Below are 22,496 nucleotides of genomic sequence, written 5' to 3' on the forward strand. Positions count from 1 at the left end.
CACCCACATCCTCGAACGCCCCGACCCGCACGCACCGTACGGCGTCCGCGGAGTCGGCGAACCCCCGACCGTCTCGTCCACCCCGGCCATCGCGAACGCGATCCGCGCGGCGACCGGACTGGCCCTCGACCGCGTACCCATCAAACCCGAGCACATTCTCGAACTGTGAGGAGCCGATCCATGTTCACCGATACCAGCCGGGAAACCGAATGGCTCGCCGAGACGATCCGGCTCGCCACCGAAAGCGTCGAGAAAGGCGGCGGCCCGTTCGGGGCGCTGGTCGCGGACTCCGAACGGGTCATCGCCATCGGCACCAACCGGGTCACCGCGAACCTGGATCCGAGCGCGCACGCCGAGGTCACCGCGATCCGGGCCGCCTGCGCGGAACTCGGCAGCTTCGCCCTCTCCGGCTGCGTGCTGGTCTCCTCCTGTGAGCCCTGCCCGATGTGCCTGACCACCGCGCTGTGGGCCAGGGTGGACCGGGTGCTCTACGCCGGAGACCGGGAGGACGCGGCCCGGGCCGGTTTCGACGACCGCGCCTTCTACGAGCTGTTCGAGAAACCCCGGGACAGCTGGAACGTGCCGGTGCGCAAGGTGTCCACAGTGGACGGTTTCGCGCCGTTCTCCGCGTGGCTGAACCACTCCGAGCGCATCGAGTACTGATCATTCACAGGTGCTGACCGGAGCACCAATTGTGTTGGTAGGCAACAAAAACCGAATTCGTCCCGCACATCCGGCGCCGCAGCGGCGCTGGCTCGGTGCGACACGCCCACCGGCAAGGGGAAGGACGCATGACCCGAACCGAATCCGAGCTTCGTCTCGGTAGCCCACCACCACCGCGAACCCCGTTGTTCGAGCGGATTTTCGAGATCCGGGGCCGGGGAAGCACCGTCGGCAGGGAAATCCGCGGCGGCGTGACCACCTTCGTGGCGATCGTCTACATCGTACTGCTCAATCCGCTCATTCTCGGCGCTTCGGCGGACATCACCGGCGCCCGGTTGAGCACCGGCGAACTCACCACCGCGACCGCGCTCTCCGCCGCCGTGGTGACCGTCCTCATGGGACTGGTCGGGAACGCGCCGCTCGCCCTTGCCGCCGGGCTCGGGGTGAACGGGGTCGTCGCCTTCCAGATGGCCCCGGCCATGACCTGGCCGCAGGCCTTCGGACTGGTGATCCTGGAAGGCGTCTGCATCGTGGCCATGGTGCTCGGCGGGCTGCGCGAGCGGATCATGAACGCCATCCCGAAACCGCTCAAGACCGCGCTGACCGTGGGCATCGGTCTCTACATCGCGCTCGTCGGCCTGGTGAGCGCCGGTTTCGTGACCAGGACCCCGGATTCGGCGCATTCCACGGTCCCGGTCCGGCTCGGCATCAACGGGCACCTGGTCGGCTGGCCGATGGCGGTGTTCTGCTTCGGATTGCTGCTGATGATCGTGCTCACCGCGCGCAAGGTGCCCGGGGCGATCCTGATCAGCATCGTGGCGGCAACGGTCCTGGCGATCGTGCTCAACGAGGTGTTCCACGTCTCCGGGTGGCAGCTGGTGTCCCCGAAGGTGCCGGACAGCCTGGTCTCGGCACCGGATTTCAGCCTGCTCGGCCACATCGATCTGTTCGGCGGATTCGTCACCGCAGGGCCGATCGCGGCCACCGTCTTCCTGTTCACCCTCGTGCTCTCCGGCTTCTTCGACGCGATGGGCACGATCACCAGCGTCTCCGACGAGGCGGGTCTTGCCAGGGACGGCAGGATTCCGCGGATGAACCGGATCCTGTTCGTGGACGGGATCGGGGCCGTCGTCGGCGGGACCACCGGAGCCTCACCGAACACGGTGTTCCTGGAATCGGCCGCGGGTGTCGGCGAGGGCGCGCGCACCGGGCTCGCCAGCGTGGTCACCGGGCTGCTGTTCGCCGCGACACTGGCCTTCACCCCGCTGGCCAGCGTCGTCCCCGCCGAGGCGGCCGCACCGGCACTCGTGGTCATCGGCGCCATGATGATGGCCCAGTGCCGCAACATCCCGTGGCACGAATCGGACTACGTCATCCCGGTGTTCCTGACGATCGCGATCATCCCGTTCACCTACTCGATCACCAACGGGGTCGGTGCCGGGCTCATCGCGTTCGTGCTCATCAAGGTGTGCAAGGGGAAGTGGCGGGAAACGGGCTGGCTGCTGACCGTGCTCGCGGTGATCTTCGCCGTCTACTTCGGGGTCAACGGCGTGGAAGCGCTGTTCCGCTGACCGAGAAAGCCGGTAGGGTGATCTCCGCCCACGGACATCCAGGAGGAACGATACCGGTGGAGATCGAGAGCGCTCCCTCGTCCGCGCACGTATTGATCGCCCCGGACAAGTTCAAGGGCTCACTGACCGCGGCCGATGTGGCGGACGCGGTCGCCGGAGGAATCAGCGCGGCCGTTCCCTCCGTCCCGTTACGCCGCCTGCCCCTCGCCGACGGCGGGGACGGCACCGTGGCCGCCGCGCTCGCCGCCGGATTCGCGCGGGTCGAGGTCACCGTGCAGGGCCCGACGGGGGAACCGGTTCACGCGGAGTACGCGGTCGCCGGGGACACCGCCATCGTGGAACTGGCCGAGGCCTCCGGGCTGCGCCGGCTGCCCGGAGGGAACCCGGCCGCGCTGTCCGCCACCAGCGCGGGCACCGGGGAGCTGATCGCCGCGGCCCTGGACTCCGGGGCGCGGCGGATCGTGCTCGGAATCGGCGGCAGCGCGAACACCGACGGCGGGGCGGGCATGATCACCGCGCTCGGCGCCCGGCTGCTGGACGGCTCCGGTACCGCGCTGGCCCCGGGCGGTGGCGCGCTGCGCGAGCTCGACCGGATCGATCTGTCCGAAATGGACACCCGGCTGTCCGCGACGGAGTTCGTGCTCGCCAGCGATGTGGACAATCCGCTGCTCGGTGCGCAGGGCGCCGCCACGGTGTACGGCCCGCAGAAGGGCGCGGGACCCGAGGACATCCCGGTGCTCGAGGCCGGACTGCGCCGGTTCGCCGAACTGGCCGGTCCCGGCTGGGTGGACGCGCCGGGCGCCGGAGCCGCGGGCGGGGTCGGATTCGCGGCACTCGCCCTGCTCGGCGCGCGGATGCGGGCCGGATTCGACGTGCTGGCCGAACTGCTCGGCTTCGATGCGGCACTGGCCGGGGCACGGCTGGTGGTGACCGGGGAGGGCTCGCTGGACGAGCAGACCCTGTACGGCAAGGTTCCCTCCGGGGTGGCCACCCGCGCCCGGGCCGCCGGAATCCCGGTGGTGGCGGTGGCCGGACGCAGCCTGCTCGACCAGGAAACCCTGCACACGGCGGGAATCACGGCGGCCTATCCGCTCACCGCGATCGAACCGGATCCGGCCCGCTGCATCGCCGAAGCGGCCCCCCTGCTGACCGAGGCCGCCACCGCACTCGCCAAGGACTGGCTGAGCTGACCACTCTGCGCTGGCTACTCCCCGATCGTCTCGTCACTGAGTTCGCGGGCGATGTCCAGATGACCGACGTGCCGGACGTATTCCTGCAGCATGTGAAACAGCGTCCACACCAGGGTCGGGCGCTGATCCTCCGGCCCGAAACCGCCACCGCTGGCCGCGATCTCCTCCGGCGGGGTCGCGGCGATGATCTCCCTGGTGCGGGCCCAGCGCGTGCGGAGCTCGGCCAGCAGCGAGTCGAGCGATTCCTCCGCGGGCACCTGCCAGTTCCCGTCCGGGCCGTTCTCCGGCCACGGGTTTTCCGCCGGTGTCCCCAGGAATCGCCACTCGGTCCAGCGCCATTCCATGTGGATCAGATGCTTGAGCAGTTCGATCGGGCTCCACCCGGAGGGCAACCTGCTGCGCCGGGCCTCGGTTTCGGGCATTCCGTCGAACTTGCGGAGCACCGCCTCGTGGTAGAAGTCGAGGTATTCCACCAGAAGCCCGAAGGGATCGGCATTGGTCATCGCCGGTTCGGCCGGCGGTTCGATCATGCGCACCATGGCACCCAGCCTAGTGCTCGGTGAGTTCGAGGAACACGTCGTCGAGCGTCGGGCGGCGCACCGCGAAATCGGTCACCGGTATCCCCGCGGCCGCCAGTGCCCCGGAAACCGCCGCGATGCCGTCGATTCCGTCCTCGAGGTGCAGCGCGATCCGGCCCGCCCGTTCATCGGTGACCGGGACACCGGCGGACACCGTGGCCACCGCGCGCGCCGCGGCCGGGACATCGGCCGCCGCGGCGAGGGTGACCTCGATCCGGTCGCTGCCGACCTTGCGCTTGAGCTGTTCCGGGGTGCCCTCGGCGATCACCCGGCCACCGTCGATCACCGCGATCTGGTCGGCGAGTTCGTCGGCCTCGTCGAGATACTGGGTGGTGAGCAGGACCGTGACGCCCTCGGCGACCAGACCCCGGATGTTGGCCCACAACTGGATGCGGCTGGCCGGGTCGAGACCGGTGGTGGGTTCGTCCAGGAACAGCACCGCGGGTTCGGCGATCAGGCAGGTGGCCAGGTCGAGGCGGCGGCGCATGCCACCGGAATAGGTGCTCAGCCTGCGGTCGGCGGCCTCGGTGAGGGCGAACCGGTCGAGCAGTTCCGCGGCGCGCCGTTTCGCCCTGCGCCGCCCCAGATGCAGCAGGGTGCCGAGCAGGATCAGGTTCTCCCGGCCGGTGAGCATCTCGTCGACCGCGGCGTACTGCCCGGCGAGCCCGATCCGGCGGCGCACCAGCTTGGGTTCGCGGGCCACATCGTGCCCGGCGACCAGGGCGCGCCCACTGTCCGGGGCGAGCAGGGTGGCCAGGATACGCACCGTGGTGGTCTTCCCGGCCCCGTTCGGCCCGAGCACCCCGAGCACGGTGCCCGGCCGGGCCGCGAGGTCCACACCGCGCAGCGCCACGTGATTCCGGTAGGACTTGCCGAGCCCTGCCGTCTCGATCGCGAACTCCACTCCCGCCTCGCCTAGGAACGCAGGCTTGCCGGGCGCATGTCCGTCCAGTGCTCCTCGACGTACGCGAGCGCGCTGAGCCGGTCGGTGTCCTCGAGCGCGACGGTCCAGCCCGCCGGGTTCTCCGCGAAGGCGGGCCACAGCGAGTGCTGTCCCTCCGCGTTGACGAGTACCCGGAAGCTGCCCTGCTCGTCGTCGAATGGGTTCATGCACCCGAGTATGGGCGGGCGCGCTGACAGGGCGCTTACACCGCGGTCCGCTCGTCGAGCTCGCACGGGATGGCGATGGTCACCAGGGTCGGCCCGCCGACCGGGCTGACCACGGTGACGAACCCGTCGAAGGAACCGAGCCTGCGCTCGACGCCCGCGAGCCCGGTGCCGCGCGCGGGATCCGCGCCACCGCACCCGTTGTCGCCGACCTCGACGCGCAGCATGCCCTCCCGGTGGGACACCCGGATCTCGGCGCTGGTGGCGTGCGCGTGCTTGACGATATTGCTGAACGCCTCGCTCGCGGCGAAGTAGGCGGCCGATTCGATCGGCGGGGCGGCGCGCCCGGACAGCTCCGCGGTCACATCCACACGCAGCGGGCTTTCCATGACGAGCGCGCGGATCGCATCGGCGAGCCCGCGGTCGGCGAGCACCGGCGGATGGATACCGCGCACCAGGTCGCGCAGTTCGTCGAGCGCCTTGCGGGAGCTCGCCTTGACCTCGCTGAGCAGGGCCCGCACCGCTTCCGGGTTGCTCTCCAGCAGGTTCTCCGCCGCGTCGATGGTCATGCCCATGGCGACCAGCCGTGCCTGTGCCCCGTCGTGCAGATCGCGCTCGATCCGGCGCAGTTCGCTCGCCTGGCTGTCGGTGGCCTCGGTCCGGGTCCTGGTCAGGTGCTCCACCCGCCTGTTCAGCCGAGTGCGCTCGGAGGGACGCAGCATTCCCGCGGTGAGCGCGGCGTGCCCGCGGACGAACAGCGGGGCGACCGGTACACACACGGCGAGCTGCACGAGGCCGAACACCAGGGCGAGATACGGGGAGGCGGCGCTGTTCATCGGGATGAAGGCGTACCAGTTGTTCGTGCCGAGGTGGATGCCCTGCCACCACAGGGCGGCGAGCACGATGCCGAACAGCCCGTTGAGCGCGAGCGCGGCCGGTACGAATGCGGAAACCGCGCCGCTGACCGGGTTCACCACCGCCCAGCCGAGCTCGCGCCACATGGTCGCGTCCCCGATCCGCCAGTGCAGCCTGCGCAGTCCGGCGGCGACCCCGGGACCGAAATCGGGTTCCGGTTCCGGTTCCGGCGCGGAGACCCCGGACCAGTCGCGGGCGAGCCGCCGTCCGGTGCGGGCAAGCCCGCGGATCGCGCCGAAGGCGGAGGACAGCAGGGGAACTCCGACGCCGATGCAGCTGAACGTGGCCACCACGCACAGCCACAGCACGAGCAGCACTCCGTAGAGCGCGAGCCCGGACAGCGCGATCCCGCGCGCCACATAACCCGCCTTGGTCACCGGTTTCTCCCTCCTGCTGGTGTCACCCCATCATGGACTAGCGGCCGAGCCCGGCACAGTGGTACTGGTACCACTCATCGGCGCGCGTACCGGCGCAGGCTGATGCTCGCGGTGCAGCAGAAGATCACCCCGAGCGCGATGACCAGCACCTGTCCGGGATGGGCCGAGGCGAACCCGGCACCGGGCGGCACCGGGTTGCCCCACAGTCCGCGCACCAGGTCCGCGATCGCGCTCACCGGATTCCACGCCGCGATCGGGGCGAGCCAGCCGGGAAGGGCACCGACCGCGAGGAAGGCACTGGACAGGAACCCGAACAGCACCACGATCAGGCTGCCGATCGAGTCGATGGATTCGGGGCTGCGCACGATCATCCCGACGAGCACGCCCACCCACAGCAGCACATAGCAGAACACCGCGAGCAGGCCGAATCCGGCGAGGAAGGACCAGAATCCGGTGTGCACCCGCCAGCCGAGCCCGAACCCGACCGCAAGGATCAGCACCAGCCCGGCGAGCGAGGCGACCAGATCCGCGAGGGTGTGCCCGAGCAGCACCGCGGCACGGGAGATCGGCAGCGAGCGGAACCGGTCCACCAGCCCGCCGCGCAGGTCCATGGCCACGGCGACCGCGGTCGGCCCGATCCCGGCCAGGCCGAGCTGCGCGCACGCGCCCGCCATCAGATAGCCGACGTAGTCCTGGCTTCCGGGCAGCACCAGCGCGCCGCGGAACAGATACCCGATGCCGATCATCATCACCAGCGGGTTCATCACCAGCCCGACGAGCCGCCCGGGACCGCGGACCAGGTGGCGCAGCCGCCTCCCGGTCACCGCGAGCACCTCGGTGGCGGTGGCCAGCGGGGCGGGTGGCAGGGCAGGCAGGGCGGGCAGTGTTCCCGCGGTCATCGCAGTTCCTCCTCGATCGCCGCGCCGATCACCGCGAGGGGTTCGGCCCGCATGAGTTCCTCGTGCCCGGCATCCAGTGCGGTGCGGTGCACCCGGCCGGTGATCGCCTCGGTCCAGCGCGCGGCCAGTGGTTCCGCACCGCGCGCGGTGAACAGGTGCAGGTCCCCGTCGAAGCTCCCGGGTGTCCACCGCGCGCCGAGCCGGGCGTGCGCGGACATCGCGGTCACCATCCGTTCGAACCGTTCCTCGTCCAGGGCGGCGAGCGGCCCGGATCCGGCGCGGGCGAGTTCCCTGGCCCGCGCCCTGGTCAGGCCCGGTTCGGCCGGGCAGCCGATGGTTTCCAGGAACGAGGCGAGCATTTCGGCCTCCCCGGGGAGCGGATCCGCGGCATGGGGCGGGTAACTGTCCGCGATCCCGAGGTAGCCGACCTGTTCCCCCTCGGCCTGCAGGCGCACCGCGATCTCGTGCGCGAGCATCCCGCCGAGTGACCAGCCGAACAGGTGGTACGGGCCGTGCGGGCGCAGTTCCCGGATCAGCGGCAGGTACTGCCCGGCGAGTGCGGCGAGGCTGCGCGGCAGCGGGGCGCCCTCGGCCACGTAGGGGGACTGGATGCCGTGGATGCCGCGCCCGGGATCGAGGTGTTCGGTGAGCCCGAGGTAGGGCAGGCTGAGCCCGAGCCCGCTGTGCAGGCACAGCAGCGGCGGCAGCGGACCGTCCGCGCGGATCGGGAGCACGGTGGCGAACGGATCGGTGCCGGTGTCCGCGATCGCGCTCTCCGGTTCGGCGACCGCGGCCAGTTCGGCGACACTGCGATGCGTGAACAGGTCGGCGACCCGCAGCCGCAGCCCGGCCTTCGCGGCCCGGTCCACGACCTGGATGGAGCGGATGCTGTTACCGCCCTCGGCGAAGAAGTCCGTGGCCACATCCGCGGGTGCGCCGAGGACTTCACCGACGACCGCGCACAGCACCCGTTCGGCCTCGGTGCGCGGCGCGCGGGCGGCCCGGGCGCGGGGTGCGGGCGCGGGCAACCGGTCCCGGTCCACCTTGCCGCTCGGCCCGGTCGGGAACGCCTCGAGGCACACGATCACGTTGGGCACCATGAACTGCGGCAACCGCTCGGCCAGGTGCGCGCGCAGCTGTTCCTCGATGTCCTGTTCGGCGAGCACGTACCCGATCAGCCGGTCCCCCTGGGCGACCGCGACCGCCGCGCCCACGCCGGGATGGGCGGCGAGCGCGGCCTCCACCTCGGCGAGCTCGATCCGGAATCCGCGCACCTTGACCTGTTCGTCGGTGCGCCCCAGGAACTCCAGCTGTCCGTCCGGGCGCCAGCGCACCAGATCCCCGGTGCGATACATCCGCTGCCCCGGTTCGCCGAACGGGTCGGCGACGAACCGGTTCGCGGTCAGGCCCGGCCTGCCGTGATAGCCGAGTGCGAGCCCGCCGGAGAGGTAGAGCTCCCCGGTCACCCCGGCCGGTACCGGGCGCAGCAGTTCGTCCAGCACCCGCAACCGTTTGCCGCCGAGCGGGCGCCCGATCGGCGGCCTGCCGGGCCGGTCCGGATCGAGGTCATCGGAGATGGTGGCGCATACGGTCGCCTCGGTCGGACCGTAGAGGTTGAGCATCCGCCGCCCGGGCGCCCAGCGGCGCACCACGTCCTCCCCGCAGGCCTCCCCCGCCACCGCGAGCGCGACCCGTTCGGGAATCGTGCACTCGTCGGGCATTCCGGCGAGCACCACCGGGGGCAGCACCGCGAAACCGATGTTCTCGGTGTCCAGCAATTCCGCGAGCGGCGCGCCGAGCCGCTGCTGCTCGTCCAGCAGCACCAGGGTGTTGCCCGCGAACACCGAGTCCGCGAGTTCCCCGGCGAACGCGTCGAAGCTCAGCGCGGAGAACTGCAGCACGCGGTGGTTTTCCGCGCCATGGCGGGCGTTGCGGGCCGCGACGAGTTCGGCGAACCCGGCGTGCGGCAGCACGGTTCCCTTGGGGCGCCCGGTGGAACCCGAGGTGTAGATCAGGTACGCGGGCTGCTGCGGATGGATGGGCACCCGCGGGGCGCTCGCGGGATGCGCATCGAGCTCCAGCTCCTCGAACACCAGGTGCGCACCGGGCAGCCCGGCGGCCGCGTCGGCGAGGACGAGTGCCGGCGCGGCGTCGGCGAGCATGTACTCGATGCGCTCGGGCGGATAACCGGGATCGATGGGCAGAAAGGCCGCGCCCGCTTTCAGCACGGCGAGCACCGCGACCACCAGTCCGGGTTCACGGCCGAAGGCGATCCCTACGAAATCCCCCGCGCTCACCCCGTGCGCGCGCAGCAGATGCGCCAGCCGGTTCGCCCGGTCCTCGAGTTCCGCGTAGCTGAGCTCGCGGCCGTGTTTGCTGACCGCCGCCTTCCGCGGATTCCGGGCGAGCGCGCGGGCGAACAGGGCGGGCATGGTGTCCGGCTGTCCGGGTTCGGTTCCCGCCCAGTCGACGGTCAGCCGCGTGCGTTCGGCCGCGCCGAGCAGGTCGTAGCGGGCGTGCGGGCGGCGTGGTTCGGCGGCGACCGCGCGCAGCAGCCGGACGAACCGGTCCGCGATGGACTGGGCGCTGGCCTCGGTGAACAGGTCGGCGCTGTACTCCACGGCCCCGCGCAGGTGTTCGGGGAATTCGTCGAACAGCAGGGTCAGGTCGACCTTCGCGCTCGCCGAATCCACCAGTTCGATCTGCGGGTCCAGACCGGGAAGCCGGATGTCGGGGTGGTGATAGTTGGCGTAGGCGAGCCCGACCTGGAACAGCGCCTCGCGGGAGAGCGAGCGTTCCGGGTTGCACGCCTGCACCACCTGTTCGAAGGGCACATCCTGATTGGCGAAGGCGGCGAGATCGTGCTCGCGCACCCGGGCGAGCAGCGTGCCGAAGTCCGGGTCCCCGCTGGTGTCGGTGCGCAGCACGATGGTGTTCACGAACAGTCCGGCCAGCCCGTGCAGCCGTTCGTCGGGGCGCCCGGCGACGGCGGTGCCCATCGGGATGTCGGTGCCCGCGCCGAGTGCGCGCAGCAGCAGCGCGAATCCGGCCTGCACCACCATGAACAGGCTCGCGTTGTGTTCGCCCGCGAGTGCGCGCAGCGCGGTGCACAGTTCGGCGTCCACGGTGAACCACACCTTGCCACCGCGGTGCGTGGTGGCCGCGGGACGGGGGAAATCGGTGGGCAGCGCGAGTTCACCGGGCAGCTCGCGCAGTGTCTCGCGCCAGTAGTCCAGCTGCGCGGTGTAGTCCTGTTCGGCGTGCCAGAGCGCGTAGTCGGCGTACTGCAGGCCCAGCGGTTCCCATTCCGGTTCCCGTCCCGCGGCGCGCGCCCGGTAGGCGGTGGCGAGGTCGGTGGAGAGCACGTCGATCGACCAGCCGTCCACGGCGACGTGGTGCAGCACGAGCAGGAACACGTGCTCACGCGGGCCGAGCCGGTAACACCGCGCCCGCAACGGCAATCCGTTCTCCAGGTCGAATCCGGTGTCGGCCTGTTCGGCGAGCAGGGCGGGCAGTTCGGCGGCTGTGGTCTCGGTCAGCACCAGGTTCGGGCTGCCCGCCTCGGCGTCCAGGATCGCCTGATACGGGGAGCCGTCCACGGCCGGATACACGGTGCGCAGCACCTCGTGCCTGGCCACGACATCCCGCAGCGCGGCGCGTAGCGCGTCCTTGTCGAGCTCACCGTGCAACCGGACGGCGAGCGGGATCGTGTAGGTTCCGCCCGCGTCCCCGAGCTTGTTCATGAACCACAACCGTTGCTGTGCCGAGGAAAGCGGCAGCACATCGGGGCGCGGATGCCGGGGCTCGGGCACCGAGCGGGCCTTGTCCGCGCCCGCGATCCGCACCGCGAGCTCGGCCACGGTGCGCGCCTCGAACAGGGCGCGGATCGCCAGTTCCGCGTCCAGGCTCCTGCGCACCCGCGCCACGAGGGTGGTGGCCAGCAGCGAATGCCCGCCGAGCGCGAAGAAGTCCTCGTCGATACCGACCGATTCCCGGCCGAGTACTTCGGCGAACAACCCGCACAGGGTTTCCTCGAGCCGGTTGCGCGGACCGCGCCCGCCGCCGCTGTGCCACTGCTCGGGCCGGGGCAGCCGGGCCCGGTCGATCTTGCCGTTCGGGGTCATCGGGAATTCCCCGAGCACGAGCAGCGCGGAAGGCCGTAGCGCCGAGGGAAGGCGGGTTTCGGCGTGCGTGCGCAGTTCGGCTTCGGTGACCTCGCCGAGGGCGTACCCGGTCAGGCGCACATCCCCGTCGCCGTAGTCGTGCGCGATCGCGGCCGCGGCACGCACCCGATCGTGTTCGGCCAGCACCGCCTCCACCTCACCGAGTTCGATGCGGTGCCCGCGGATCTTGACCTGGTTGTCCGATCGCCCGTGATAGTCGAGTTGCCCGTCCGCGCCGATCGACACCACGTCCCCGGTGCGGTACATCCGCTGTCCCGGTGCGCCGAAGGGGTCGGCGAGGAACCGGCTCGCGGTCAGCCCCGGCCGGTGCAGATAACCGTGCGCCAGCCCGATTCCGGCGAGATACAGCTCTGCGCGCACACCGGGCGGAACCGGGCGCAGCGCCTCGTCGAGCACATAGGCGCGGGTTCCGGTGATCGGGGTGCCGATGGCGGGCGCGCCCGTCCGGGTGCCGTCCTGCGCGCCGGCGGTGGACCAGATCGTGGTCTCGGTCGGCCCGTACAGGTTCACCGGAACACATCCGGCGGCCCGCAGCGCGGCGGCGAGCGGTTCGTCCAGCGCCTCCCCGCCGACCAGGGCGCGCAGTCCGGCGAGCCGGTCCCCCGCGCAGTCCAGCAGGGAACGCCACAGGCTCGGGGTGGCCTGCATGATGGAGGCGCGGGCGGCCGCCTCGGCGAGCGTTTCGGGGTCCCGCACCGTCTCCGGTTCGGCGAGCACCACGGTGGCACCGGCGGCGAGCGGGCAGCACAGTTCGAGGTTGGCGATGTCGAAACCGAAGGTGGTCACCGCCAGCATCCGGTCACCGGGCCGCATCCCGAACCGCGCGGTCATGTCGTGCACCAGGTTCGCGAACGCCGCGTGCGGCACCACGACGCCCTTGGGCCGCCCGGTGGAACCCGAGGTGTAGATGACATAGGCGGGATCCTCGCCGCGGATGGTGATCTCCGGACGGGTCGCGGGCACCTCCCGGTCCGCGTCGAAGTCCGCGCCGGTGAGCACGAGCATCGGTTCGGCGTCGGCGAGCATCATCTCGATGCGCTCGGCCGGGTACTCCGGATCGATGGGCAGATAGGCCGCCCCGCTGCGCAGCACCCCGTAGGCGGCGATCAGCAGCTCGATTCCGCGCGGTGCGGTGATCGCCACCAGTTCGCCCGGCCCCGCCCCGTGCGCGCGCAGCCGGTGCGCGAGCCGGTTCACCCGCTCCTCGAATTCCCGGTAGGTCAGCGCTCCCTGCCCGCAGCGCACCGCGATCGCCTCGGGTTCCCCGCACACCAGATCGGGAACCAGTGCCCGACCGGGTTCGGCGTGCGCACCGCGCAGCATCGCGGGTTCGTCCCCGGCGTGCAGCCGCAGCCGGGCCAGCCGGATGTCCGGATCCGCGGCGAAGGCTTCGAGCAGCCGCCGCAGCCGGTCGAGCAGGTTTCCCGGTTCGGCGAGGGCGCCCGGGAGGTACTGCAGCCGCAGTTCGATCCGTTCCCCGGGCAGCACGGTGAGCCCGACCGGGAATCCCATCGCGGTGCGGATATCGGCATCCGCGACGCGCACCTCGCCCAGTCCTTCGGCGGCGCGCAGCGGGTAGCTCTGGAACGCGAGCACCGTGTCGAACAGTTCGCCGATCCCGGCCAGCCGCTGGATCTCGGCAAGCCCGAGGTGCCGGTGCCCTTCGAGGGCGGACTGCCCGGACTGCACCGCGGCGAGGGTTTCCGCGAGGGTGTCCCCCGGGCGCGGACGCACCCGGACCGGCAGCGTGTTCGCGAACATCCCGACCATGGACTCCACCCCGGCCAGTTCCCCGGAGCGCCCGGAGTGCACCGCGCCGAAGAGCACATCGGTGCTCCCGGTGAGCGCGCCGAGCAGAATCCCCCAGCAGCCCTGGAACACGGTGTTCATGGTGATCCCGAGCGCGCGGGCCCGTTCGGTGAGCGCCGCGCTCAGTTCCGCATCGAGCAGCTCGGTGCGCTGTTCGGGCAGGCCGCCCGCGGTGTCCGCGGCGGCGAGCCTTGTCGGTTCCCGCACCCCGTCGAGCGCGGTGCGCCAGGCCTGCCGTGCGGCCGCGGTGTCCTGACCGGCGAGCCAGGCGAGGTGGTCCCGGTACGGGCGCGCGGGCTCCAGCGGGGCACCCGCGTAGCACGCGGCGAGTTCGGCGAGCAGGATCGGCATCGACCAGCCGTCCGCGACCAGGTGGTGCACCGTCCACATGAGACGGTGCGTGTGTTCCCCGGTGCGCACCAGGGTGAACCGGGAAAGCGGCGGGTTCGCCGGATCGAACCGGGTGCGGCGGTCCCGTTCGGCGATGGCCTCGAGTTCCGCGGGGGCGGCGTCGAGCTCGGTCCAGTCGAGTTCCACCCGCTCGGGCACCACCTGCACCGCCTCACCCTGTTTGCGGTGCCGGAAACAGGCGCGCAGCGCGGGATGGCGGGCGTGCAGCGCCGCGGCCGCCTCGGCGAGCGCGGCGGTATCCAGTGCGCCCTCGAGGTCGAGCAGCACCTGGATCAGGTAGGGATCGGTACTGTCCCGGTCGAACTTCACCTGGAACAGCAAACCCTCTTGCAGGGGGGAAAGCGGCAGGAATTCGCTGCGTCCCATGGTCGGTCCTTTCAGTTCAGTCCCAGTTCGAGCTCATCGGCCTCGTCCTCGGCCAGGGTGAGCAGCGGCTGCTCGTCCTCCGGTGCCGCGTGGCCGGTCTCCCCTGCCGCGGTGGCCAGCGCCTCGGCGGTGCGGTGGGTGAACACATCCCGCACGGTCAGTTCGAGTCCTTCGGCGCGGGCCATGCCGACCACCCGGATCGAGGAGATCGAATCGCCGCCGAGGGTGAAGAAATCGTCCTCGGCACCGATGCCGGGCAGGCCGAGTACCTCGGCGAGGATCCGGCACAGCAGGTGTTCGCGTTCGGTCTCCGGTGCCCGCCCGGCGAACAGCTCGGCGAGGTCCGGATCCGGGGCGGGCAATGCCTTGCGGTCGAGTTTCCCGTGCGCGGTGAGGGGAAGCGCGTCGAGCGGCACCAGCTGGCTCGGCAGCAGGTGCTCCGGGAGCACCGACCGGGCCGCCGAACGCACCCGCACCGGATCGAGATCGGCGGGCGCGAGGTAACCGACGAGGCGGCTGCGGCCCTCACCGTCGGTGAACACGTGCGCCGCCGCGTCGCGCACCCCGTCCACCGTCCGCAGGCCCGCGGCGACCTCGCCGAGTTCGATGCGATGCCCGCGCACCTTCACCTGTTCATCGCGGCGGCGCAGGAATTCCAGCTGCCCGTCCGGGCGCACCCGCACCAGATCCCCGGTGCGATACATCCGCTGCCCCGGTCCGCCGAAGGGATCGGGGACGAAACTGGCCGCGGTGCGCCGCGGATCGTGCGTGTAGCCGCGGCCGACGCCGAGCCCGCCCACGTAGAGCTCCCCGGCGATCCCGCGCGGTACCGGGGCGAGTTCGTCCCCGAGCACGTAGAGCCGGGTGCCGGGCACGGTGGCCCCGATCGGCACGGTCTCCGGCGCCTCGGTGAGCACCGCATGGGTCACATCGTCCGAGCACTCGGTTGGGCCGTAGGCGTTCACCAGCGGAATCCCCGGATAGCGGGCGAGCCAGCGCGCGCACAGGTCCGCGGGCAGTTCCTCCCCGGTGACCACCAGATAGCGCAGCCCCAGCTCGGGTGCGGGAACCCCGGCGTCCCATTCGTCCAGCGCGGCGCGCAGCAGCGAGGGCACCAGTTCGAGGATCGTGGCGCGCACCGCGAACAGCGCACCCGGATCGGCAGCGGTCTCGGAATCCACGATGCGCAGCCGTCCGCCGACCACGAGCGGGGCGAGCATCTGCCACACCGAGATGTCGAAGGTGAGCGGGGCGTTGTGCACCACGGTGTCCCCGGCGCGCAGCCCGAGGTCGGCGATCTTGGCATGCAGGTGGTTGGCCATTCCGCCGCGCTGCACCATCGCGCCCTTGGGCCTGCCGGTCGATCCGGAGGTGAAGATGACGTAGGCCAGGTCCTGCGGCCCGCCGCGGGGATCGACGGCAGCTCCCGGTTCCGCGCTCAACGGCCGCACCTCGACCGGGTGCTCGGCTGCGATCCGTTCGGCGAGCTCCCGGTTCTGCGCACTCGCGAGCAAGGTAGATACCCGCGCGTCGGCGAGCATGCCCGCGGTGCGCGCGACCGGCGCCCCCGGATCGAGCGGGAGATAGGCCCCGCCCGCCGCGAGCACGCCGAGCACCGCGGCCACGAATCCGGCGCCGGGTTCGGCGAGCAGCGCGACGAGTTCGCCCTCGGGTACCGCGCGGGCGATCCCGCCGGCCTGGGCGAGGAGTTCGGCATAACCGGTCGCCCCGGTCTCGTCCACGATGGCGACCGCATCGGGTGCGCGTTCGGCGTGCGCGCGAACCGCGGTGAACACGTCGAGCTCGGTACTGCCCTCGGGGCCGTGCAGCACGCTGTCCCCGTCGAGCACGGGAACCGAGCCGATCGGCGCACCCGGATCGGCGAGCACCGCGCGCAGGATCCGTTCGAAACCGCGCAGGATCGGCTCGATGTCCACTCCGGGCAGGTGATCGAAGCGCACCCGCAGCCGCTGTCCGGGTTCCACCACGAGGCTGCACGGATAGTGCCGCGCGTCCCTGGCCCAGGCGCGCACCAGCGGATCCCCGCCGAGCTCACCGAACGGGAAGTTCTCGAAGACCACCGCGGTGTCGAACAGTTCCCCGGCCCCGGTGATCTCGGAGAGCCCGAGGTGCTGGTGTTCGCGCAGCGCCGACTGCTGCTCCTGCAGTTCGGTGAACAGTTCCGTGAACCGGCGGTGTGGTGGCAGGCCCGCGCGCACCGGGGTGGTGTTGAGGAACATGCCGACGATCTCCTCGGCCCCGGGCAGTTCCGGTGGCCGAACCGAGGCGGTCGCGCCGAACACCACATCGGTGCGCCCGGTCGCGCGGCCGAGCAGCACCGCCCAGCAGCCTTGCACCACGGTGTTCACGGTCAGCTCGGCCGAGCGGGCGAGTTCGCTCAACCGCGCGGTTTCCGCGGCGGTGAGTTCCAGGATGGCCGAGTGCGGAAGGGCCGGTTCCCGTGCGGCGCCCCGGTCGAGCAAGGTCGGCCCGTCCACTCCGTCGAGCAGCCCGCGCCAGGCTTCCCGTGCCGCCTCGGTGTCCTGCTCGGCGAGCCAGGCGAGGTAGTCCGCGTAGGGGCGCACCGGGGCCGGTTCGGTCTCCCCCGCGTACAGGGCGAGCAGTTCGCGGGCCAGCATCGGCATCGACCAGCCGTCGACCAGGATGTGGTGCGTGGTCCACACCAGGCGGCTGCGCCGGTCCCCGTTCTCGACCAGGGTGAACCGCACCAGCGGACCGGCGGCCAGGTCGAAGCGGCGCATCCGTTCGGTATCGGCGACCTCGTCCGGATCCCCCGCGGCGCGGCGGAAGGTCTCCGGCGCCTCGGCACGCACCACCTGCACGGGTTCCCCGGTGCGCCGGTGGTCGAACACGGTGCGCAGTACCGGATGGCGCTCCACCAGCGCGGCACAGGCCCGGCGCAACCGCTCCGGATCGGCGTCCTCCAGTTCGGCGAGCACCTGCAGGGTGTACACCTCGACACCCTCGCCCTCGTACTGGCTGTGGAACAGGATCCCTTGCTGCAGCGGCGAAAGCGGCAGCACATCCGCGATCCGGCCGTGCCGCTCGGCGAAACCGTCCACTTCGGACTGGTCGAGTTCGAGCAGCGGGAAATCCGACGGGGTGCGCCCGCTCTCGGTGAGCGCGGCGAGTTCGGTCAGCACCGCGAACCAGCTGTCCGCGAGTTCCCGTGCCGCCTGCTCGGTGAGGATCCCGCCCGCCCACACCCAGTCGGCGAGCAGCCGCGGCCCGTCCGCATCGTCCACGATCACCGGGGTCAGGCCGATTACGTGCCGCAGCGGCATGTCCGGATCGGTGACCGTGCCGACCATCGTCTCGGCATCCATCCGCCACGGCTGCCCGCTCGCGGTGAACCGGCCCAGGTAGTTGAACCCGAGTTCCGGGCGCGCGTCCGGGATCCGGCCCTGTAGGTGATGCAGCAGCCCGTAACCGATGCCGTGCTCGGGCAGCGCGCGCAGCCGCTCCTTGACCGCCTTGAGCGTGCCCGCCGGATCGGTGCCCGCGGCGAACCGCACCGGATAGACGCTGGTGAACCAGCCGACGGTGCGCGCGAGATCCTGCCCGGGGTGCAGCTGTTCGCGCCCGTGCCCCTCCAATTCCACGAAGGTATCGGTGCCCCGCCAGCGGGCGATCGCCAGCACCAGCCCGGCCAGCAGCACATCCGCGGTCTCCGCGTGGAAGGCGGCAGGCACGGTGGTGAGCAGGGCCGTGGTGGTCGCGCTCGGCAGTTCCCGGCGCAGCGTCCGCGCGGTGGCGTAGGTGTCCACCGCGGGATCGAGCGCCCGCGCCCCGATCGGAGCCTGCGCCTGCTCGATCTGCTCTGTCCACAGTGGAATCTCAGCGCTCCGGTCCTGCGCGGCGAGCAGCGCCGACCAGGCGCGGTAGGAGGTACCCACCGGCTCCAGTGGCCGCTCGGCGCAGGCCCGTTCCAGGTCCTCGAGCAGGATCCGCCAGGAGACCCCGTCCACGGCGAGGTGATGCACCACGATCAGCAGCCGGTCCCCGGTACGGGCGGCGACGAGCATCCGCCCGGTTTCCGGGTTCAACCGCGCGGCGAGCCGTTCGGGTGCGGGCGGTTCCGCGCTTTCCACGAGCAGTTCGGCCGCCGTGACCGAGCCGGGCGCGGGGATCTCCGGGTCCCAGTCCGGCCCACAGCGCATCCGCAGCGCATCGTGGCTGTCCAGGATCACCTGCAACGCACCACGAATCCGCGCACTGTCCACATCGGAGGGCAGCCGCAACCGCACGTACTGTCCGTACCCGGCGACGGTGTGCGGGGCGTGCACGGTGTCCGCACGCAGCTGGCGGGCGATCGGGGTGAGCGCGAATCCGCCGATTCCGTCCCCGCTGAGCGTGTCCTGGGTACTGGTACGCGCGACCGCGGCGATCGCCTCCGGAGTCTTCCTGGTGAACACCTCACGCGGGGTGAGCACCAGGCCGGATCGGCGCGCCCTGCTGGCCACCTGGATCGCCATGATCGAATCGCCGCCGAGGGCGAAGAAGTTGTCCCGCACCCCGATCCGGTCGAGCCCGAGCGTTTCCGCGATCGCCACACACACCACGCGTTCGGCTTCGGTGCGCGGGGCGAGCAGTACGTCGGCGGCGCTCGTCTCCGGCTGAGGGATCTCCGGCAGCGCCTTGCGGTCGAGCTTGCCGTGCGCGGTCAGCGGCAGTTCCTCGAGCGGCAGAATCCGCGCGGGCACCAGGTATTCCGGCAGCAAGGCGCCGAGCTCGGCGCGCACCGCCTCCGGATCGGCCCGGCCGGTGACGTAGCCGAGCAGGCTGCCCTTGCGCACGGCGGCGGCCGCCCCGGTGACCCGGGGCAGCGCACGCAGCCCGGCCTCTACCTCGCCGAGCTCGATCCGGTGCCCGCGCACCTTGACCTGATCGTCGCGGCGGCCGAGGAATTCCAGGCGTCCGTCCGCACGCCAACGCACCAGATCCCCGGTGCGGTACATCCGCTGGCCCGGTGCACCGGAGGACTCTGCTGCAAAAGGATCGGCGGTGAACGTGCTCGCGGTGCGCCCCGGATCGCCGAGATAACCGCGCCCGACCGCGATCCCGCCGACGTAGAGCTCACCGACCGCGCCGAACGGAACCCGGTGCAGGTCCTCGCCGAGCACGTAGAGCCGGGTGCCGCGCACCGCCTGCCCGATCGGGGCCCTGGTGCCGATATCCTCCCCCGCGCGCAGCACCGCGTGCGTCACATCGTCCGAGCACTCGGTCGGCCCGTAGGCGTTCAGCACGGGGATGTCCGGGAAATACGCCGACCACCGCGCGCACAGTCCGGCGGGCAGTTCCTCCCCGGTGACCGCGAGCCAGCGCAGCGCGGGCAGTTCCGGGACCTCCCCGGTGGCGTCCCACCAGTCGAGCGCGGCGCGCAGCAGCGAGGGGACCACTTCGAGCACCGTGGTTCGCTCCGCGGCGGCCGTGCCGAACAGGGCGGCCGGTTCCGCGGCGGTCTCCGGACCCACGACCTGGGTGCTCCCGCCGACCAGCAGCGCGCAGAGCAGCTGCCACACCGAGATGTCGAAGGTGACCGGCGCGTTCGCGATCACCCGGTCCTGCTCGGTCAGCCCGAGATCGGTGATCTTGGCCAGCAGATGGTTCACCATTCCCCTGCGGTGCACCATCGCGCCCTTGGGTTTCCCGGTCGATCCCGAGGTGAAGATGACATAGGCAAGGTCGGCCGGTTGCCCCTGCGGTGGCTGCGGTTCCCTGTCGGCGGTGACCGCGCCGTCCAGGCACACCTGGCGCAGTCCGGGCAGTCGCCGGGCGAGCTCGGCGTTCTCCTGCTCCACGAGCACGGTGGTGATTCCGTGGGTTTCGAGCAGGGCTGCCGAGCGTTCCAGCGGTGCGCGCACATCCAGGGGAATCCATGCCCCGCCCGCGCCGAGCACCCCGAGCATGGCGGCGGCGAACCGGGCGCCCGGCCGGACCAGGATCCCGGCGAGTTCCGGTTCCAGGCGCGCGGCGATCCGGTCCGCGTAGCCGAGGAGTTCCCGGTAACCGAACCGTTCGCGTTCGTCCCCGATCGCGGGCGCGTCCGGGGTGCGCTCGGCGATCGCCCGGACCCGTTCCAGCACCCCGAGATCCGCGTCCGTGGTGTCGGCGCCGCACTCGCCGAGCTCACGCAGCCGCGTGGTCTCCGCCTCGCCGAGCAGCGCCACCCCGGCCATCCTGGTTCCCGGTTCGGTGAGCGCGTCCAGGTAGCGGGCGAACCGGTCCAGGTGCGCCGTCACCTCCTCCGGCCGGTACAGCGCGGGGTTCCCGTTCACGTGCAGTTCCACCGCGCCGGGTTCGGGTTCGGTCACGGTGATCATCAGGTCGTCCACGATCCCGGTGGACAGATTGCGCACCACCGCCGTGCATTCGCCGAGCCGCACCGGTTCCGGGGCGGGCAGCACGTTCACGAACGGCCCGAAAGGGCGCTGTTCGTCCGCGCGCATCCCGAGTTCACGGCGCAGTGCGGCCATCGGATAGCGCTGATGGTGCAGCGCCTCGGCGAGCGCCTTGGAGGTCGCGGTGAGCAGTTCGGCGGCCGTGCTCTGGCGGGGCACCGGAATGCGCAGCGGCACGTAGTTGGCGATCATCCCGGGCACCGCCCGCATGCGCGCTCCCACCCGCGCTGCGACCGGGAGGGTCAGCAGTGCCTCCTGCCCACCGAGCAGCCGTTCGGTGTATCCGGCCGCCGCGGCGAGCACCACGGTCGCGAGGGTGGCCTTCGCCTTCTTCGCGGCCAGGTGCAGCCGCGCGCTGTCCTGTTCGGACAGTCGCCTGCTGCGGCGCAGCCGGCCGCCGGCCCGCGCGGCCGGTGCGCCGGAAAGGCTGCGCGATTCCGGGGCGTTCTCGAGTTTGCGTGCCCAGTAGGCACCGTCCCTGGCGAATCGCGGGGAACCGAGGTAGGCCTGTTCGGCGTCCACCAGGGTGCGCAGCGGGGGAAGCGTGCCCTCGGCGGTGCCCGCGTAGTGCGCCTGCAGCCGGGACCACCACAGCATATCGCTGTAACCGTCACCCAGGATGTGATGTCCGCAGGCGTAGCAGAGGTGCCGTTGCGGGCCGAGCCGGAACACGATCCAGCGCACCAGCCCGCCTTCGGAAAGCGAGAACGGCACCCGCATATCGGCCTCGATCCGGGACAGCGCGGCCGCTTCCGGATCGGCATCGAGACTGCAGTCCACAGTGGACAACGGGACCGCGCCCACCGGTTCGACGGTCTGCATGGGAACCCCGTCGAACTCGGCGAACCGGATACGGCAGTTGTCCGCCTCGGCGTAGAGCGCGGCGATCGCGGCGCGCAGCCGCTCGGTGTCCAGCGGTCCCCGGATGTCCAGGTAGCTGCCCATGGTGTAGGCCAGCGGCTGCTCGGCGAACCGTTCGTCGAAGTAGATATCGGACTGTGCCGCGGAAAGCGGGAAATACTCGGTCATCGACTCGTCCTGGATAATTCGGGAAGGATCGGCTCGGATCCGTAGACGTTCTGCACCCACTGCTCGGAGTAGACGGTGTCCAGGTAGCGCTCCCCCAGATCGGGCGCGATCGCCACCGCGGTGAGCCCGGCCGACTCGTGCTCGGCGAGCCAGCGTCTCGCCCCGGAGACCACGGTCCCGGTGGAACCGCCGAACAGGAAACCGCGGCCCGCCAGTTCCCGGCAGGCCGCGATCGTGTCCCTTTCCGGCACCAGCACCACATCGTGGATGTAGGACTCGTCGAGCAGCGCGGGCCGGACCGCGGTACCGAGCCCGGGGATCATCCGCCGCGCCGGCGGGTGCCCGAAGGTCACCGAGCCGACCGTGTCCACGGCCACCACCCGCACGTGCGGGGCCACCTCGGCGAAATACCGCGCGCAGCCCATCAGCGTCCCCGTGGTGCCCGCGCCGATGAACAGCACGTCCAGCTCCGGCACGTCGCGCAGGATCTCCCGCGCCGTCGTGCGGTGGTGCGCGCCCCAGTTCGCCTCGTTCGCGTACTGGTTGAGCCAGACGTAGCGCTCCGATTCCGCGCACAGCCGGTTGACCCGGTCGATGCGCGCGCCCAGCAGCCCCCGGTCGGGATGTGGCTCGGTGATCACCTGCACGGTGGCACCGAGGGTCTGCATCAGCTGCCGGGCGGCCAGCGTGCAGCGCGCATCGGTGACACACACGAAGCCATATCCGCGGCTCTTGGCGACCAGGGCGAGCGCGACACCGAGGTTGCCCGAGGAGCTTTCCACGATCGTCGAGCCCTCGCCGAGCAGGCCCGCACGTTCGGCGTCGGCCACCATCTCCGCGGCCGCCTTGAGTTTGATCGAACCGGCGAAGTTGAATCCCTCGCACTTGAGATACAGCCGCTGCCCGAGCTCGACATAGAGATCGGAGACGTTGAATTCCTGCGGAGCCGAGATGACCTGCACGCCGCGCTCCGCC

General features: G+C 71.4%; 11 protein-coding genes. 3 read left to right on the plus strand and 8 right to left on the minus strand.

What is annotated here, in order from left to right:
• The first annotated feature begins 180 nt into the window (after positions 1-180).
• The 3 genes from AD72_RS26225 to AD72_RS26235 all read left to right on the plus strand — a co-directional run bounded on the left by AD72_RS26225 (position 181) and on the right by AD72_RS26235 (position 3,424).
• Entirely contained in the window at positions 181-663 is a 483-nt protein-coding gene (locus tag AD72_RS26225; RefSeq protein ID WP_031469262.1) for a nucleoside deaminase, read from the plus strand.
• 128 nt (positions 664-791) lie between these two features.
• Complete coding sequence (locus AD72_RS26230) at positions 792-2,234, plus strand: NCS2 family permease (protein WP_031469263.1); 1,443 nt, start codon at positions 792-794, stop codon at positions 2,232-2,234.
• 56 nt (positions 2,235-2,290) lie between these two features.
• Positions 2,291-3,424: a glycerate kinase gene (locus tag AD72_RS26235; protein WP_031469264.1), complete on the plus strand. Its 1,134-nt coding sequence runs from the start codon at positions 2,291-2,293 to the stop codon at positions 3,422-3,424.
• Positions 3,425-3,438: 14 nt separating this feature from the next.
• Here the strand turns inward: AD72_RS26235 and AD72_RS26240 are convergent, their stop codons facing one another.
• The 8 genes from AD72_RS26240 to sbnA form a co-directional block, all read right to left on the minus strand.
• Positions 3,439-3,954 carry a DinB family protein gene (locus tag AD72_RS26240; protein WP_231644967.1) on the minus strand — a complete coding sequence of 172 codons (516 nt, stop codon included), beginning with the start codon at positions 3,952-3,954 and terminating at the stop codon, positions 3,439-3,441.
• A gap of 19 nt (positions 3,955-3,973) precedes the next feature.
• A complete protein-coding gene (locus tag AD72_RS26245) occupies positions 3,974-4,906 on the minus strand; it encodes a daunorubicin resistance protein DrrA family ABC transporter ATP-binding protein (RefSeq protein ID WP_031469266.1) in 933 nt (310 codons plus the stop codon).
• 11 nt (positions 4,907-4,917) lie between these two features.
• The gene (locus AD72_RS26250; protein WP_031469267.1) at positions 4,918-5,112 is read right to left on the minus strand and encodes an MbtH family protein; all 195 of its coding nucleotides are present in this window, start codon (positions 5,110-5,112) and stop codon (positions 4,918-4,920) included.
• 35 nt (positions 5,113-5,147) lie between these two features.
• The gene (locus tag AD72_RS26255; protein ID WP_031469268.1) at positions 5,148-6,401 is read right to left on the minus strand and encodes a sensor histidine kinase; all 1,254 of its coding nucleotides are present in this window, start codon (positions 6,399-6,401) and stop codon (positions 5,148-5,150) included.
• Between the two features lie 74 nt (positions 6,402-6,475).
• Complete coding sequence (locus AD72_RS26260) at positions 6,476-7,300, minus strand: ABC transporter permease (RefSeq protein WP_082469179.1); 825 nt, start codon at positions 7,298-7,300, stop codon at positions 6,476-6,478.
• Positions 7,297-14,070 (minus strand): amino acid adenylation domain-containing protein, encoded by a 6,774-nt coding sequence (locus AD72_RS26265; RefSeq protein ID WP_051899038.1) that lies wholly within the window; start codon positions 14,068-14,070, stop codon positions 7,297-7,299. The genes AD72_RS26260 and AD72_RS26265 overlap by 4 nt, the downstream gene beginning before the upstream one ends.
• Before the next feature lie 11 nt (positions 14,071-14,081).
• Positions 14,082-21,521, minus strand: a complete 7,440-nt coding sequence (locus AD72_RS26270; RefSeq protein WP_031469271.1) for a non-ribosomal peptide synthetase — start codon at positions 21,519-21,521, stop codon at positions 14,082-14,084.
• Positions 21,518-22,483 (minus strand): 2,3-diaminopropionate biosynthesis protein SbnA, encoded by a 966-nt coding sequence (sbnA, locus tag AD72_RS26275; RefSeq protein ID WP_031469272.1) that lies wholly within the window; start codon positions 22,481-22,483, stop codon positions 21,518-21,520. The genes AD72_RS26270 and sbnA overlap by 4 nt, the downstream gene beginning before the upstream one ends.
• Positions 22,484-22,496: the final 13 nt, after the last annotated feature.

The organism is Sciscionella sediminilitoris, assembly GCF_000737195.2.
Classification (GTDB): Bacteria; Actinomycetota; Actinomycetes; order Mycobacteriales; family Pseudonocardiaceae; genus Sciscionella; species Sciscionella sediminilitoris.